At 74.9% G+C, this 13,975-nt stretch carries 10 protein-coding genes; 8 read left to right on the top strand and 2 right to left on the bottom strand.

The features are described from left to right. Positions 1-76: 76 nt before the first annotated feature. Positions 77-1,309 (top strand): cytochrome P450, encoded by a 1,233-nt coding sequence (locus ACFVUY_RS21025; protein ID WP_387731876.1) that lies wholly within the window; start codon positions 77-79, stop codon positions 1,307-1,309. Between the two features lie 161 nt (positions 1,310-1,470). Here the strand turns inward: ACFVUY_RS21025 and ACFVUY_RS21020 are convergent, their stop codons facing one another. Then, positions 1,471-2,688, bottom strand: a complete 1,218-nt coding sequence (locus ACFVUY_RS21020) for a Dyp-type peroxidase (protein ID WP_387731873.1) — start codon at positions 2,686-2,688, stop codon at positions 1,471-1,473. 31 nt (positions 2,689-2,719) lie between these two features. Between ACFVUY_RS21020 and ACFVUY_RS21015 the strand changes: the two genes are divergently transcribed. From ACFVUY_RS21015 to ACFVUY_RS21000, 4 genes are all read left to right on the top strand, one after another. Further along, positions 2,720-4,081, top strand: coding sequence for a right-handed parallel beta-helix repeat-containing protein (locus ACFVUY_RS21015; RefSeq protein WP_387731870.1), 1,362 nt, complete (start codon positions 2,720-2,722; stop codon positions 4,079-4,081). A 297-nt stretch (positions 4,082-4,378) separates the two neighbouring features. Then, on the top strand, positions 4,379-5,677 hold the full coding sequence (locus ACFVUY_RS21010) for an MFS transporter (RefSeq protein WP_387690976.1): 1,299 nt from the start codon (positions 4,379-4,381) through the stop codon (positions 5,675-5,677). 127 nt (positions 5,678-5,804) lie between these two features. Continuing rightward, on the top strand, positions 5,805-6,431 hold the full coding sequence (locus ACFVUY_RS21005) for a hypothetical protein (protein WP_387731867.1): 627 nt from the start codon (positions 5,805-5,807) through the stop codon (positions 6,429-6,431). A gap of 515 nt (positions 6,432-6,946) precedes the next feature. Continuing rightward, complete coding sequence (locus ACFVUY_RS21000) at positions 6,947-7,675, top strand: DUF4097 domain-containing protein (RefSeq protein WP_387731865.1); 729 nt, start codon at positions 6,947-6,949, stop codon at positions 7,673-7,675. Positions 7,676-7,858: 183 nt separating this feature from the next. On the opposite strand, the gene ACFVUY_RS20995 is transcribed toward ACFVUY_RS21000, so the two are convergent. Continuing rightward, positions 7,859-8,053, bottom strand: coding sequence for a hypothetical protein (locus ACFVUY_RS20995; RefSeq protein WP_387690970.1), 195 nt, complete (start codon positions 8,051-8,053; stop codon positions 7,859-7,861). A 553-nt stretch (positions 8,054-8,606) separates the two neighbouring features. On the opposite strand from ACFVUY_RS20995, the gene ACFVUY_RS20990 reads away from it, so the two are divergent. The 3 genes from ACFVUY_RS20990 to abc-f all read left to right on the top strand — a co-directional run bounded on the left by ACFVUY_RS20990 (position 8,607) and on the right by abc-f (position 13,954). Continuing rightward, on the top strand, positions 8,607-11,405 hold the full coding sequence (locus tag ACFVUY_RS20990) for an ATP-binding protein (RefSeq protein ID WP_387731862.1): 2,799 nt from the start codon (positions 8,607-8,609) through the stop codon (positions 11,403-11,405). 125 nt (positions 11,406-11,530) lie between these two features. Then, on the top strand, positions 11,531-11,959 hold the full coding sequence (locus tag ACFVUY_RS20985; RefSeq protein ID WP_387731859.1) for a hypothetical protein: 429 nt from the start codon (positions 11,531-11,533) through the stop codon (positions 11,957-11,959). 360 nt (positions 11,960-12,319) lie between these two features. After that, the gene (gene abc-f, locus ACFVUY_RS20980) at positions 12,320-13,954 is read left to right on the top strand and encodes a ribosomal protection-like ABC-F family protein (protein ID WP_387731856.1); all 1,635 of its coding nucleotides are present in this window, start codon (positions 12,320-12,322) and stop codon (positions 13,952-13,954) included. The last annotated feature ends 21 nt before the right edge of the window (positions 13,955-13,975 follow it).

The following is a 13,975-nucleotide window of genomic DNA, read 5'->3' as shown; positions in this document are numbered from 1 at the left end:
TTGCCTATGAATATATGACAATTAGCGCTTCGACTCCCCTCGACCAGCCGGACCTCCGAACCCCGTGAAGGGACCCATGGACTCCGTCGCAGCCGACCCCCGGACCACCCTCCCCCCACTCCACCGGCTCCCCCTCACCCCTGCCCAGCCGCCCCACCCCACCACCCTCCCGGACGGCACCCCCGCGTGGCTGATCACCCGCTACCACGACGTCCGGCAGGTCCTCGGCGACCCCCGGGTCACCCGGGCCGACCTGCATGACGTCGGCACCGCGGGTGCCACCGCCGACGTGGCCGCCAACCCGGCGTCCCTGTTCAACCAGGACGGGCCCGCCCACCGCCGGCTGCGCGGCACCGCCCAACGGGCCTTCACCCCGCGCGCCATCGCCGGCTGGCAGCCCTGGGTCGCCGCCGCCGTCCAGCAGTCCGTGGACCGGCTGGTCGCCACCGGCCCGCCGGCCGACCTCGTCCCCGCGTTCGCCCGGCCGGTGCCGTTCGCCGTCACCACCCGGCTGATGGGGCTCGACGGGGACGGGCCCGACCACCTGGACGAGGAGCGGCTGCACCGCTGGACGCTCGCGCTGCTCGCCCAGGGCGAGGACCAGGCCGAGGGCCGGAACAAGGGCCCACGCGGCACCGAGACCGGTCACGACGACACCCTCGCCGAATTCGGCGCCTTCATGGGCGAGTTGGTCGCCCGCCGGCGCCGCGAGCCCGGTGATGACCTGGTCAGCCGGCTGGTCCGGGCCGCGGACCAGGACGGCGGCGTCCCCGAGGACTCCCTCGTCTTCCTGGTCGCCGGGCTCACCGCCAGCGGCAACGAGAGCGTCGCCGGTGCAATCGCCAACGCCCTGCTCTACGTGCTCGGCGAACGCCCCGAGCACTGGCCGCGCCTCGCCGACCCGGGCATCGCCGAACGCACCGCCGAACGCCTGCTGCACTACATCCCGCTCGGCGACGACGAGGCCACCATCCGCCGGACCACCGCACCGATCGAGGTCGGTGACGTCACCATCCCGGCCGGCTCGGTCGTCGCCGTCAGCCTCGGCAGCGCCAACCGCGACCCGGCCGTCCACCCCGAGGGCCTCGACGCCGACCTCGGCCTGCCGCTCGCCGCCCCCACCCTCGCCTTCAGCGCCGGCCCCCACTACTGCATCGGCGCCTGGCGGGTCCGGCTGGAGATGCGCGAGTCCCTGCACCGCCTCGCCACCGCGCTGCCCGGCCTGCGCCTCACCGTCCCGGTCGCGGACCTCGCCTGGCAGCTCGGCGGCACCACCCGGAGCCCGGCCCGCCTCCCGGTGGACTGGTAGCCGCGTCCGGGAGCGCGGTCGGCGCCCCGCTCGGCGTCAGCCGTCGGGCAGGGCGCTCGGCCACCGCTCCCGGCGCCCCTCGACGCACTCGGCGTCGCTGCGCCGGTGCTCATGCTCCCGCCGGACAGCGGCTGTTCCTCCGCACCGTTCGCCCGAACGGCTCATCCGAACAGCCCGTCCCCCAGCGTCCCGCCCTCGGGCGCGCCCGGCAGCACGTAGGCCACCGCCGAGGCCGTGTGCTCGACGAAGGCGTTGAGGGCGTCGCGGGCGGCCAGCCGGTTCTGGACCCGGGTGAACTGGGCCGGGTCGCGCATGAAGGCGCAGAACAGCAGGCCGCGGTCGCCCGGGCCGTCGTCGTAGCTGTAGCCGCGCCGCAGCATCCGGGCGCCGCCGTCCAGCCGGGGGCTGGAGAGGCGGACGTGCGCGGTGGCCGGGATGACGTACGAGCCGTCCGGGTTCTTGGTGTAGATGTCCGGCTCGTCGTGCTCCGCCGTGCCGGTGAGCGGGGCGCCGTCGCCGGCCCGGCGGCCCATCACCTGCTCCTGGCGGTCCCCGGGGAGGGCGGCGAAGGCGGCGGTGTCCATCCGGATCCGGCGGTAGACCAGCGTCGTCCCGTGCTCGTACGGCCCCGGCGGCCCCCAGACCCACTGCCCGCTGTCCGTACCGTCCGGGTTCGCCGTGCCGTCCTTGAAGCCGAACAGGTTGCGCGGGGTGGCGCCCCCGGTCGTCCGGGCCAGGAAGCCGGACTGCGTCCAGCGCACCGCCGCGCCGGCCGCCCGGGCCGCCTCGCCCACCTGCTCGGCGACCACGGACAGCGGCCAGCGGTCCACCGCGCACAGCTGGACCACCAGGTCGCCGCCGCCGCGCGCCGGGTCGAGCCGGTCCCCGGGGAAGGCGGGCAGCTCGGTCAGCAGGGCCGGCGGAACGTTCAGCCCCAGCCGGGCGGCGAGGCCCGGCCCGACCCCCACCAGGCTGCTGAGCCCGGCCGGCCGGCCGTCCCGCAGCCGCGCGTCCGCCGGGCGGGCGGCCGCCGCCTCGGCCAGCACCCGGGTCAGCCCGCCGAGCAGGCCGCGCAGGGCGGCCCGCCCGTCCGAGGTCGCGGCGGGCGCCAGGTCGAGGGCCAGCAGCTGGGTGGCCGGCTGCTGCGGGGCCGTCACCCCGGCCTGCCGTTCGCCGTGGAAGGGCACGGCGGACGGCTCCGGCGCCGCCGCCGGCCGGCCGGGGTCCGCCCGGCCGTCGCCGCCGCCCAGGGCCAACGCCGCGGCCCCGGCACCGAGTCCGGCGGCCGCCACCGCCCCGCCCGTGATCAGGGCCCTCCGACCCACACCGGTCCTGACGGTCGGTGTCCGGTCCTGCGCCTTTCCGGCTTCGGCATGCATGGGCGACATTGGAGACGATAGAACACGCCGTATGCAACTTTTGACCACCCGTCACCCCGGCCCGACCGCAACACCCTCACGCGGGACCCGAACCGTCAGGCGCCTGCCCGCGCTGCTCGCCGCCGCCGTCCTCGCCCTCGCCGGCTGTTCCGCGGGCGGCTCGACCTCCTCCGACGCCAAGCACCCGGACGGCACGGTCATCCGGGTCCCGCAGCACTTCCCGACCGTCCAGCAGGCCGTCGACGTGGCCCGCGAGGGGGACACCGTGCTGGTCGACCCGGGCACCTACCGGGAGAGCGTGCGCCTCACCAAGCCCAAGATCGTGCTGCGCGGCACCGACCGCAACACCGTGGTCCTGGACGGCGGGCTGCGGCTGGTCAACGGCATCACCGTCTCCGGCCCCGGCTCGGTAGTGGAGAACCTCACCGTCCACGGCTACCTCGCCAACGGCGTGCTGTTCACCGGCGTCACCGACGAGAAGCTGCAGCAGCACGGCGCCGGCGGCTCCGCCTACGACCCGCTGGACACCGTCCGCTTCCCGCCCGTCCAGGGCTTCCGCGCCAGCAACGTCACCGCGTACAACAACGGCCTGTACGGCATCTACGCCTTCGACGCCCGCGGCGGAGTCATCGAGGACTCGTACGCCTCCGGGGGCGCCGACTCCGGCATCTACGTCGGCCAGTGCAAGCCCTGCGACACCCTGGTGCGGGGCAACACCGTCGAACGCAACGCCGTCGGCATCGAGATCACCAACGCCTCCGACAACCTCACCGTCGTCGGCAACCTGGTCCGCGGCAACCGGGTCGGCGTCACCCTCAACTCCAACGACCTCGAAGCGCTCGCCCCGCAGCACGGCGCGGTGATCGCGGGCAACGTCGTCACCGACAACAACGCCACCGACACCCCCCAACAGGCCGACGGCGCCTACGGCATCGGCATCGGGATCGGCGGCGGCACCGTCAACCAGGTGCAGCGCAACCTGGTCCGGGGCAACCGCGCGGCCGGGATCCTCGTCACCGACCCGCCCGGGCACCCGGCGAGCGGCAACCGCGTCGAGGACAACCGGGCCACCGGCAACGGCACCGACCTGGTACTCGCCTCCGTCGACCCGGGCAACTGCTTCACCGGCAACCAGCCGGCCGTCCAGAGCCCGGACGGCCTGGAGGGCCTGGCGGGCTGCGCCGTCCAGGGCCGCGGCGCCCCGCCCCTCGGCCGGACCAGCCCGGTCCAGTCGCCGCCCGGCATCCCGTTCAGCCAGGTCCCGGCCCCGCCGGCCCAGCCGTCGCTGCCGGACCCGACCGCGCCCGGCCGCCCGGCGACCGACCTCCCGGGCCCGGTCGACCCCGGCGCCTACCCGCTGCCGGAGTCCGCGGACGCCGTGCCGAAGCACTGACCCCGGGGACCCCGGGCGCGACCGGGGGCGCGCGGGCGCTCGCGTCGCGCTCGCGTCCGGCTTCGCGTTTCGCCCGCCCCGCTCCGCCGGTGCCCGACCCGCCCCGCCCCAGCCGGGCGGGTCCGGGCGGGTCCGGGCGGACGCGGCCGGGACCCGGCCGGATCCACCGAGGCCCACCGGACACTCCGGACACCGGCGGATGAGCCCGACACCCCTCCCGACACGGACAGTTCGGGACACCTCAGGCAGTTCGGAAACCGCCCGAACGACCCTCCGCGGACATGACATACTGCGTCGGTGACCTCAGCCGACCTGGCCGCGAAGCCCTCGAAAAGCCGTCCTCAACTGGGCCGGAAGTTCCACCTGCTGTGGTCCGCGTCGGCGATATCCTCGGTCGGCGACGGCATGCGGGACTCCGCCCTGCCGCTGCTGGCGGTGGCCGTCTCCGACTCCCCCGGCGCGGTCTCCGTGGTCTCCGTCGCCGCGTCCCTGCCCTTCCTGCTGATGTCCCTGTACGGCGGCGTGCTCGCCGACCGGGCCGACCGGCGACGGCTGATGTGGACGATCGACGCGGCGCGCGCCGCCGTCGTCCTGGGCTTCGCCTGCTGGATCTTCGTCGCCGACCCGCCGCTGGTCGCGCTCGCCGCACTGGCCTTCCTGCTCGGCTGCGGCGAGACGGTCTTCTCCAACGCCGCCACCTCGGCCGTCCCCGAGCTGGTCCGCCCCGACCAGCTCGACGCCGCCAACGGCCGGATGCAGGCCAACATGCTCGTCGGCGGCAACCTGATCGGCCCGCTGCTCGGCTCGGCGCTGTTCGCCGTGGCCGCCGCCGCCCCCTTCACGGTGGACGGCGTGTCCTTCGCGCTCGCCGCCGTCCTGGTCGCCGCCACCGGCCGCTCCACCGCGCCGCGCACCCGGGCCGACCGCCGCCCGGTGCTCACCGAGATCCGCGAGGGCGTCGACTGGCTGTTCCACCACCGCGACGTGCGGATGCTCGCCGTGCTCTCCACCCTCGGCGCGCTCGCCTGCTTCATGGGCACCACCATGATGGTCCTGATGGTCACCAGGGTCATCCACGCACCCGCCGCCGCCTACGGCATCGTGCTCGCGGCCGGCGCCATCGGCGGCACCGCCGCGAGCACGCTGGCCGGCCGGCTCAGCCGGCTGCTCGGCCGGGGCACCCGGATCGCCCTCGCCTTCCTGCTGATGGGCGTCTCGCTGATCCTGATGGGCCTGAGCACCTCGGTGGCCGAAGTGGCCGCGCTGTACGGCGTGGTCGGCTTCGGGATCGTCACCTGGAACATCCAGGCGATCTCGCTGCGCCAGCAGGCCGTCCCGAAGGAGCTGCTCGGCCGGGTCAACAGCTGCTACATGCTGCTGAGCCGCCTCGGCATCATGGCCGGCGCCGCCCTCAGCGGCTGGATCGCCTCCGCCGTCGGCATCCGCACCCCGCTGCTGATCGGCGGCGGCCTGCTGCTCGTCCTGCTGGTCGCGGTGCTGCTCCTGCTCCCGCGGATGACCGCGCTGGAGGCCGTCCCGGCGGGCGCCGCGTCGAACTCCGGCGCCGGCGTCGGGGCCGGGTCCGAGGCCGAGTAACTCCGGCGCCGGGAGGACGGCTTTCGCGTCCTCCCGCTCAACGGCCCCTGCCGGCCGGTATGGTGACCCGAGGGGTGGCGCCGGGAAGACTGGTCGGTGCGCAGCACCGCATGCCCTGAGGAGAGCCGTGAACGCCAACCACCCCACCGCCGCGGACCGGTCGACCGCCTCCGACACCTCCGATTCCTCCGACTCCCCCGCCGTCTCCGGCTCCCCCGTGGCCTCCCGCGCCGAAGCGCCGCCCGTCGGCCTCGGACCCCTGGTGCGGATCGACGGCGGCTGGTTCATCGGCGACCACGAGAGCACGGCGCACCTCGCCGTCCTCCCCGGGGGATTCGAGCACCGCGTCGCCGGGCGGGATCCGTTCCTGGTGCCGTGGGACCGCCTGATGAGCCTGCAACTCGGGTTCACCCGCGGTCGGTTCCCCAGCACGCCGGTCGGCGGCCTCCTCAACACGTACGACGGCGCGATCGGCGCCCACGGCTCCTGCCTCAGCGCCATGGTCCGGCACCCCTACGACCTGTGGCGGCCCCGGTTCGTCCACCACGGGTGGTGGTACCCGGCGCCCGAGCTCACGGTGCTGCGCCAACTGCTGGGGGACATCGTCGACCTCGGCCACGTCGAACGGCTCGGTGACGACGCCTGGCTGACCTCGGCCGTCGAGGAACTGGCGGCGGACCGCCACCTCCGGAAGTGGCGGACCGGCAAGGCCGTCATGGAAGGCGTGAAGGAGATCATCACCCGCGGGGCGTGACCTCCGCCCGGCGCCCCGAACTCCCCATGGACAGGTCAAGTCGTTGTCCGTAGAATTCTTCTGACGGGTCGACAGATCTGGGTGGCCGTGACGGCGCAGCCCCGGTCGGCCCGTACCGGGTGATGCGGCGAGGCCGCGGCCCCCGACGCCGAGCCGGGCGCCGGATCGCTCCCCCGTCGATCCGGCGCCCCTCCGCCCGAATGTCGCGCTCGGGGCACGTCGTACCACCCGCCGGGGCCGCGATCACGCCGCCGCTTCCGAGGGCCTCTTCTCTTCCTTCGAACGTCGCGCTTGCTTCGGACGCCGCGCTTGCTTCGGACGCCGCTTCCGCGAGGCGTCGCCCTGCGCCGGTTCGCCGGTGATCCGCAGCCGCCCGGCGCCCCCGAGGTGGGGGAACTCCCCATCGGGAGACGGGGGTTAGCCCCATGGCCGATGACTTTCGCACCGGGATAGCGTCGTCGGGTCCGCCCCGCGACGGGGCCGTTCAGGAACGCCCTCCAGATCTGGGGAATGACATGCGCCAGCAGCCCGGCCGTCTCGCGTCCTTCGTCGTCCTCGCGGCCGCCGCGGGCGGTCTCAGTGCCTGCGGGTTGGCTCCCGACAACAATTTCGACGACGACGCCGCGGTGAGCGGGACGATCACCGCGGTGAAGCTCGACACCACCTCCGGCGGCGTGACCCTGCGCGGTAAGGACGGCCTCGACAAGGTCTCCGTGCACCGGTCGGTCAGCTACCAGGACGACAAGCCGGGCGCGACCAGTCGGGTCGAGAACGGCGTGCTGGTGCTCGGCGGCTGCGGCCAGCACTGCTCGGTCACCTACACCGTCGACGTCCCCGCGGGGCTGCCGGTCAGCGGCCGGACCTCCTCCGGCGCGGTCAGCCTCTCCCGGGTGGGCGCCGTGCAGGTCTCCACCCACTCCGGGGCGGTCGACCTTGACGGGGTGAACGGCAGCACCGAGGTGACGACCACCAACGGCGCCATCACCGGGCGCGGACTGAACGGCGACCGCATCCAGGCCGAGACCCACAACGGCGCAATCGACATCACCTCGACCAGGCCGCAGGACGTCTCCGCGTCGACCTCCAACGGCGCCATCACCCTGCTCGTGCCGGCCGCCGCGTACAAGGTGTCCGCGAAGAGCGACAACGGCCACCAGGACATCGGGGTCACCGACGACCCGTCCGGCCGGTACCGGCTCACCCTGAGCACCAGCAACGGGCGCATCACGGTCAAGCAGGCCTGACGATCCCCGCAGCGTGCTGCCGCCCGGCGGTCCGCCGGGCGGCAGCACGCTGTCGGCGTTCCGGGCGAATCCGGCGGGGGCTTCGGTCCTTGTCGCGAGGAGGCCCCTTCGCGCGAGGTCGACAGCAGCGGTGCCGAGCCGCCCGCACGGCCCGGCGCCCCGGCCGGCCGTCGACCACCGGGGTCACAGGCCCAGGTCGACGGCCAGGCAGTTGTAGAAGTTCCAGGAGCTTTCGGGGTTGTACGCGGCGTTCGCCGCGCCGCCCGGGCCGCCCGCCGCCTCCTCGGTCATGTCCTCGAAGCGGATGCGCTCGGGAAGGATGCCGTAGCGGGCGTGCCGCGCCTCGGCGGCGGGGTCGCCCGCGGGCTGCTTGCTCATGGCCACTCTCCAGACCGGCGGTCAAGGACGGGCGCCCGAACGGCGCCGGGGACGACTTTCAGGGTGCACCGTGCATCGTCACCCGTCAAGACGGTGATGAAATTCGGGCAAAGCATCCGCGCCGCACACGCGCCTGGCCGATTACGCACTCCCGACACCTTGTCGAAGATGCAAGGATCCTCCCCCGGCCCATTCCAACCTCTCGCTGGCTGCCCTGAGTTGTCGGGTGGCCCCGGCGTGACGACGCGGTGCGGTGCCCCCTCGGGCGCCGCGCCCTTCCGCCCTCAGGTGTCACCATCTTGACAGGTGACGATCGGACACGGCAGTCTCATCACCTGTCAGAGCGGTGATGACTTCGGCGCTGCCGACCGCCCCTTGCGGGCCGCCGTCCGCGCCACCGCCCGCCGACGACCCGCCCGCACCCGCCCCGCACCCGCCGCCCGGCACCGTCACCCGGCGGTGCCGGACACGGGCCTGCACACGGCCCTGCACAGGAGCCGGCCGCGGGGCGCGACGCGCCGGACGGACCGACAGGAAGAGGACGCGGAGCCACGTGGAACCGATCAACGGGAGGATCGTCGGCCGCGAGCACGAGCAGCGGGTGCTGTCCGGATTCGTGACGGCCCCCGAGGGCCGCTCCCTCGTACTGCGGGGCGACGCCGGTGTCGGCAGGAGCACCCTGCTGGGGCACGCCGCCGGGCTCGCCGCCGACCGGAACCACCGGGTGATCAGGGCGTGCGGCGCGGAGGCCGAACGGGAGCTGCCGTTCGCGGGCCTGCACCAGTTGCTGCACCCGCTGCTGGTCGACCTCGGCCGGCTGGACGCCGTCGACCGGGCGGCCCTCGACGTCGTGTTCGGCCGCGGCGGAGGCCCGTCGCCCTCGGTCATGGCCCTCGGCGTCGCCGTCCTCGGCCTGCTCTCCCGCGCGGCGTCGCGGCAACCCCTGCTGCTGGTGCTCGACGACGGCCAGTGGCTCGACGGCCCCAGCACCGAGGTGTGCGGGTTCGTCGGGCGGCGCCTGACCGTGAGCCCGGTGAAGCTGCTGGTCGGCCTGCGCTCCGACGTGCCCTGCGGCTTCGACCGGGCCGCGCTGCCGCCGCTGCCGGTCGGCGCGCTGTCGGGGCCGGCCTCGGAGCAGCTCCTGGCCCTGCGCCATCCCGGCCTGGACCCCCGGATCCGGCGGCTGGTCCTGGACGAGGCCCGGGGGAACCCGCTGGCCCTGGTGGAACTGCCGCCGCAGGTCCTGCGCACGGCCCCCGCGCTGCCCGACGGCCGGGCGGCGGGCGGCCGGCCGGAGCTGCCGGGGTGCGCGGGCGTCCCGCTGCCCCGCCGGCTGCGGCACGTGTACGGCGCCCGGATCGGCGCGCTCGGCGAGGCCGTCCGCGCGGAGCTGCTGCGCGGAGCCCTGGACGGCGTCGCCGCGGGCGCGGCGCCCGGTCGCACCCTCCGCGCGCACTACCGGATGACGGGCGCCGAGGCGGCCGCGGACAGCGGGCTGCTGGACGTCGACCCGTCCAGCGGCGAGTTCGTCTTCCGGCACCCCCTGGTGCGGTCGACGGTCGTCCAGCTGGCGACTCCCGGTGAGCGGCGGTCGGCGCACGCGGTGCTCGCGCGGGTGCACCGCGAGGACCCGGAACGGCGCGCCCTGCACCTGGCGGCCTCGACGGTCGGCCCGGACGAGGCGGTCGCGGCCGCGCTGGAGAGCGCCGCCGGCTCGATCACCCGGCGCGGCGGGGCGGTGGCCGCGGTGACCTGGCTGACCCGGGCCGCGGAGCTGAGCGGGAGCCGCGCGGAGCGGTCCCGGCGGCTGGGCGACGCGGCCTTCGTGGCCGGTCACGCCGGCCTGCTGGACCGGGCGCGGCAGCTGGCACGCTGCGACGGCGGGTCCGGCGCGGGCGCCTCCCCGGCCGCGGTGCTCGTGTCGGCGTACGGCGCGCTCCACGAGGACGGGGACGTCCGGTCCGCGCGGCGCCAGGTCCTCGCCGCGATCGAGGGGATCCGCGACAGCGGTGGGCACGAGCCGACCGAGGCGCTCACCCGGCTGGTCGACCTGCTCCTGACCGTGAACCGGTACGCCGCCGACGAGGCCGGGTGGGAGCGGACCCACGAGCTCCTCGCCTCCCTGGGCGACCTGGTGCCGCCGACCTCCCGCCTCTGCCAGGACGCCTGGAGCGACGTGGTCCGGCGCGGCGCCGGGGTGCGGGAGCGGGTGGAACGCGCCTTCGCCGGCCCGGACACGCCGCAGCCCTGGGACCTGGCCCGGCTGTCGGTCGCCGCCCACCACGTGGACGCCCTCGGCCGGCTCCGGCCGCACCTGCGACGCGGCGTCGAGCGCGAGCTGCGGACCGGGGCCGCCACGGCCGGTCTGACCATGCTGCACCTGATCATGCAAGACCAACTGGCCGCCGGGGAGTGGGACGAGGCCGAGCGGACCGGGGAGCGCGGCCTGGAACTGGCCGCCGTCCACCAGCACCCGCTGCTCGCCCACCAGACCCGCGCGCACCTCGGCCTGCTGGCCGCGATGCGCGGCCGGGCCGACCGCGCGCGGGAGCTCCGGGCCGACGTCGACGCCTGGGCCCGCCCCCGCGGCGTCGGCCTCCTCACCCAGCTCGCCGACGCCGTCGGCGCCGCCGCCGCCCTCGCGGCCGGCGACTACGAATCCGCCTACCTGCACGCCACCGCGATCACGCCGCCCGGCTCCTTCGCGCCCTGCGCGCAGCAGGCCTCCCGGACGCTGCTCGACCTGGTCGAGGCGGCCCTGCACACCGGCCGCCGCGAGCAGGCCCGCCGGCACGCGCTGGCCGCCCGGGAGGCCGGCCTCCCCGGCCTCTCCCCGCGCCTGGCCCTGGTCACGTACGGCGCGCTCGCCATGACCGCCACCGACCCGGCGGAGGCCGCCGAGTGGCGCCGCCGCGCCGAGGGCCACCCGGCGGCCGGCGCCTTCCCGTTCGAGCTCGCCCGGATCCGCCTCGCCCACGGCGTCCGGCTGCGCCAGGCCCGGGAGCGGAAGGCCGCACGGTCGTCGCTGACCTCCGCCGCGGAGGCGTTCGAGCGGCTCGGCGCGGCCGGCTGGGCCGAGCGGGCCCGGGCCGAACTGCACGCCACCGGCGCCTGCCCGCCGGCCTCCCCCGCCCGCGGCGCGGCCCGTGTCGCGGCCCTGACCTGGCAGGAGCGCCGGATCGCGGACCTCGCCGCGGGCGGTCTGACCAACAAGGAAATCGGCCTGCGGACGCGGCTGTCCCCGCGCACCGTCGGCTCCCACCTCTACCGGGCGTTCCCCAAGCTCGGGATCACCTCCCGCGCCGCCCTGCGCGACGCCCTCGACCGGATGCCCGCCGCCCCGGACGCGTGACCCCGCCGGACGGCGGCGGCCCCGGGCACTCCCCCATGAATCGTCACCACCTTGACAGGTGACGGAGGCTCATGGAAATCTTGCGTCACCGGTCAGAGCAGTTACTTTTGATGAGGACATCCACCATGGCAGTCGTACGGTTCCATCTCGTCTCCACGCTCGGCACGGAGGACGTCATGGCGGTGCTGACCGACTTCGGCCCGTCCCGCGCCGAGGCCTGGCCGAGCATCGACGCCGAGCACTTCGAGGTCCACGCGCTCGGCGACACCTGGGCCGAGGTCACCGAGGGCACCTCCGCCGCCTGGGAGCGCGCCCGCTACGAGTGGGAACCGGGCGGCGACACCGTCACCGTCACCACCCTCGACTCCAAGCTCTTCGGCCCCGGGGGCGGCTGGGTCTTCCGGATGACCCCCGAGGAGGACGGCACCCGGGTCGACGTCCAGCTGACGCGACAGCCGAACACGCTCAAGGGACGGATGCTCGCCGCGCTGCTCCCGGTCGCCGCTCCCCCGGCCCTGCGCAAGTCCTTCGCGGGACCCCTTCGGGTCAAGTGACCCCGCACCGAAGGGGCCGACAGCACCGGCTTTCGGCCCCTTCGGCATGCCCCGGCCGGGGCGAAGGCCGCTGCCGCGAAGGACAGTTGCGGTCGACACCCACCCGGGCGCACACCCGTCCGGCCGTCCGGCCGGCCGGCGGCCCCTGCTACAGTGGCCGTGACCTGTAGTCGTGTGATCGAGGAGTGGCAGACGTGGCGGGTGACGACGACATCTCCGGGTGAGACCCGGATCTGACGGCCACCGGCCGGTGCTTCAGGAGCGCCGCCGAAGTGGTCGGCTTCGTCGTACCCCTTTTCCGCACGTCTGCCCAGGGCAGAGGTCCATCTTCCTGCCCTCATTCCCTTCGAGGTCATCCCCATGTCCGACGCTGCCGTCGTCTGCTCCAACATCTCCTTCGCCTGGCCCGACGACACCCCGGTCTTCCACGACCTGTCCTTCACCGTGCCCGCCGGCCGGACCGGCCTGGTCGCCCCCAACGGCTCCGGCAAGAGCACCCTGCTCAAGCTGATCGCCGGCGAACTCAAGCCCGCCACCGGCTCGGTGACGTCCACCGGACGGCTCGGGTACCTCCGCCAGAGCCTGCCCCTGACCTCCGGCCTCACCGTCGCCGAGGTGCTCGACATCGCCGGGATCATCCGGGCCATCGACGCCGTGGAATCCGGGGACGTCGACGAGCGGCACTTCACCACCATCGGCGACGACTGGGACATCGAGGAGCGCACCCGCGCCCAGCTCGACCGTCTCGGCCTGGCCGACCTCACCCTGGACCGCAGCCTGAGCACGCTCAGCGGCGGCCAGATCGTCTCCCTCGGCCTCGCCGCCCAACTGCTCAAGCGCCCCGACGTGCTGCTGCTCGACGAACCGACCAACAACCTCGACGCACACGCCCGGCACAAGCTCTACGACGTGCTGGAGGACTTCAACGGCTGCCTGCTGCTGGTCAGCCACGACCGCGCGCTGCTCGACCGGATGCAGCACATCGCCGAACTCGGCAACGGCGAACTGCGCTTCTACGGCGGGAACTTCACCGCGTACGAGGAGGCCGTCCGGGCCGAGCAGGAGGTCGCCGAGAAGAACGTCCGCAACGCCGAACAGGAGCTGAAGCGGGAGAAGCGGGAGATGCAGCAGGCCCGCGAACGCGCCGATCGCCGCCAGAGCAACGCCGCCCGCAACCTCAAGAGCGCCGGCCTGCCCCGCATCTTCGCCGGGAACATGAAGCGCGGCGCCCAGGAGTCCGCGGGCCGGGCCGGCCAGATGCACGCGGCCCGGGTCGGCGAGGCCAAGGCCCGGCTCGACGAGGCCGGGCGCGCCCTGCGCGAGGAGCAGCGCCTCTCCCTGGAACTGCCCGACACCCAGGTGCCCGCCGGGCGCAACCTCTTCCTCGGCGAGGGCCTGCAGGTCCGCCACGCCGGCCGGCCGGTGTTCGCCGAGGGCGGCGTCGACCTGAGCGTCCGCGGCCCCGAGCGCATCGCGCTGACCGGGCCCAACGGCGCCGGGAAGAGCACCCTGCTGCGCCTGGTCACCGGCGAACTCGCCCCGGACAGCGGGGAGATCAAGCGCAACGACGGGCGGATCGCCTACCTCTCGCAGCGCCTGGACCTGCTGGACCTCGACCGCACCGTGGCGGAGAACTTCGCCGCGTTCGCCCCCGAGCGGCCCGAGACGGAGCGGATGAACCTGCTCGCCCGCTTCCTCTTCCGCGGGGCCCGGGCCCACCTGCCGGTCGGGGTGCTCTCCGGCGGCGAGCGGCTGCGCGCCACCCTGGCCTGCGTGCTGTGCGCGGAGCCGGCCCCGCACCTGCTGCTGCTCGACGAGCCGACCAACAACCTCGACCTGGTCAGCGCCGGCCAGCTGGAGAGCGCCCTGAACTCCTACCAGGGCGCCTTCCTGGTGGTCAGTCACGACGAGCGCTTCCTCACCGAGATCGGGGTGAACCGCTGGCTCCGGCTGGCCGACGGCACGCTGAAGGAGACCGGGGCGCCCGCGGTGTGATCCGCCGACGTGCGACGCGGC

Source organism: Kitasatospora sp. NPDC058063 (assembly GCF_042885395.1).
In the GTDB taxonomy this organism is placed as follows: Bacteria; Actinomycetota; Actinomycetes; order Streptomycetales; family Streptomycetaceae; genus Kitasatospora; species Kitasatospora lactacystinica.
Note: the sequence above shows the minus strand (reverse complement) of the source record. Positions and strands in the feature narration are given on the sequence as shown.

What these genes read in the sequence shown, in the direction of transcription:
- ACFVUY_RS20985 (WP_387731859.1), top strand. Translation starts at nt 11,531, where the DNA reads ATGGCAGTCGTACGGTTCCATCTCGTCTCCACGCTCGGCACGGAGGAC.
- ACFVUY_RS20995 (WP_387690970.1), bottom strand. Translation starts at nt 8,053, where the DNA reads ATGAGCAAGCAGCCCGCGGGCGACCCCGCCGCCGAGGCGCGGCACGCC.
- ACFVUY_RS21020 (WP_387731873.1), bottom strand. Translation starts at nt 2,688, where the DNA reads ATGCATGCCGAAGCCGGAAAGGCGCAGGACCGGACACCGACCGTCAGG.
- ACFVUY_RS21015 (WP_387731870.1), top strand. Translation starts at nt 2,720, where the DNA reads ATGCAACTTTTGACCACCCGTCACCCCGGCCCGACCGCAACACCCTCA.
- abc-f (WP_387731856.1), top strand. Translation starts at nt 12,320, where the DNA reads ATGTCCGACGCTGCCGTCGTCTGCTCCAACATCTCCTTCGCCTGGCCC.
- ACFVUY_RS21025 (WP_387731876.1), top strand. Translation starts at nt 77, where the DNA reads ATGGACTCCGTCGCAGCCGACCCCCGGACCACCCTCCCCCCACTCCAC.
- ACFVUY_RS21000 (WP_387731865.1), top strand. Translation starts at nt 6,947, where the DNA reads ATGCGCCAGCAGCCCGGCCGTCTCGCGTCCTTCGTCGTCCTCGCGGCC.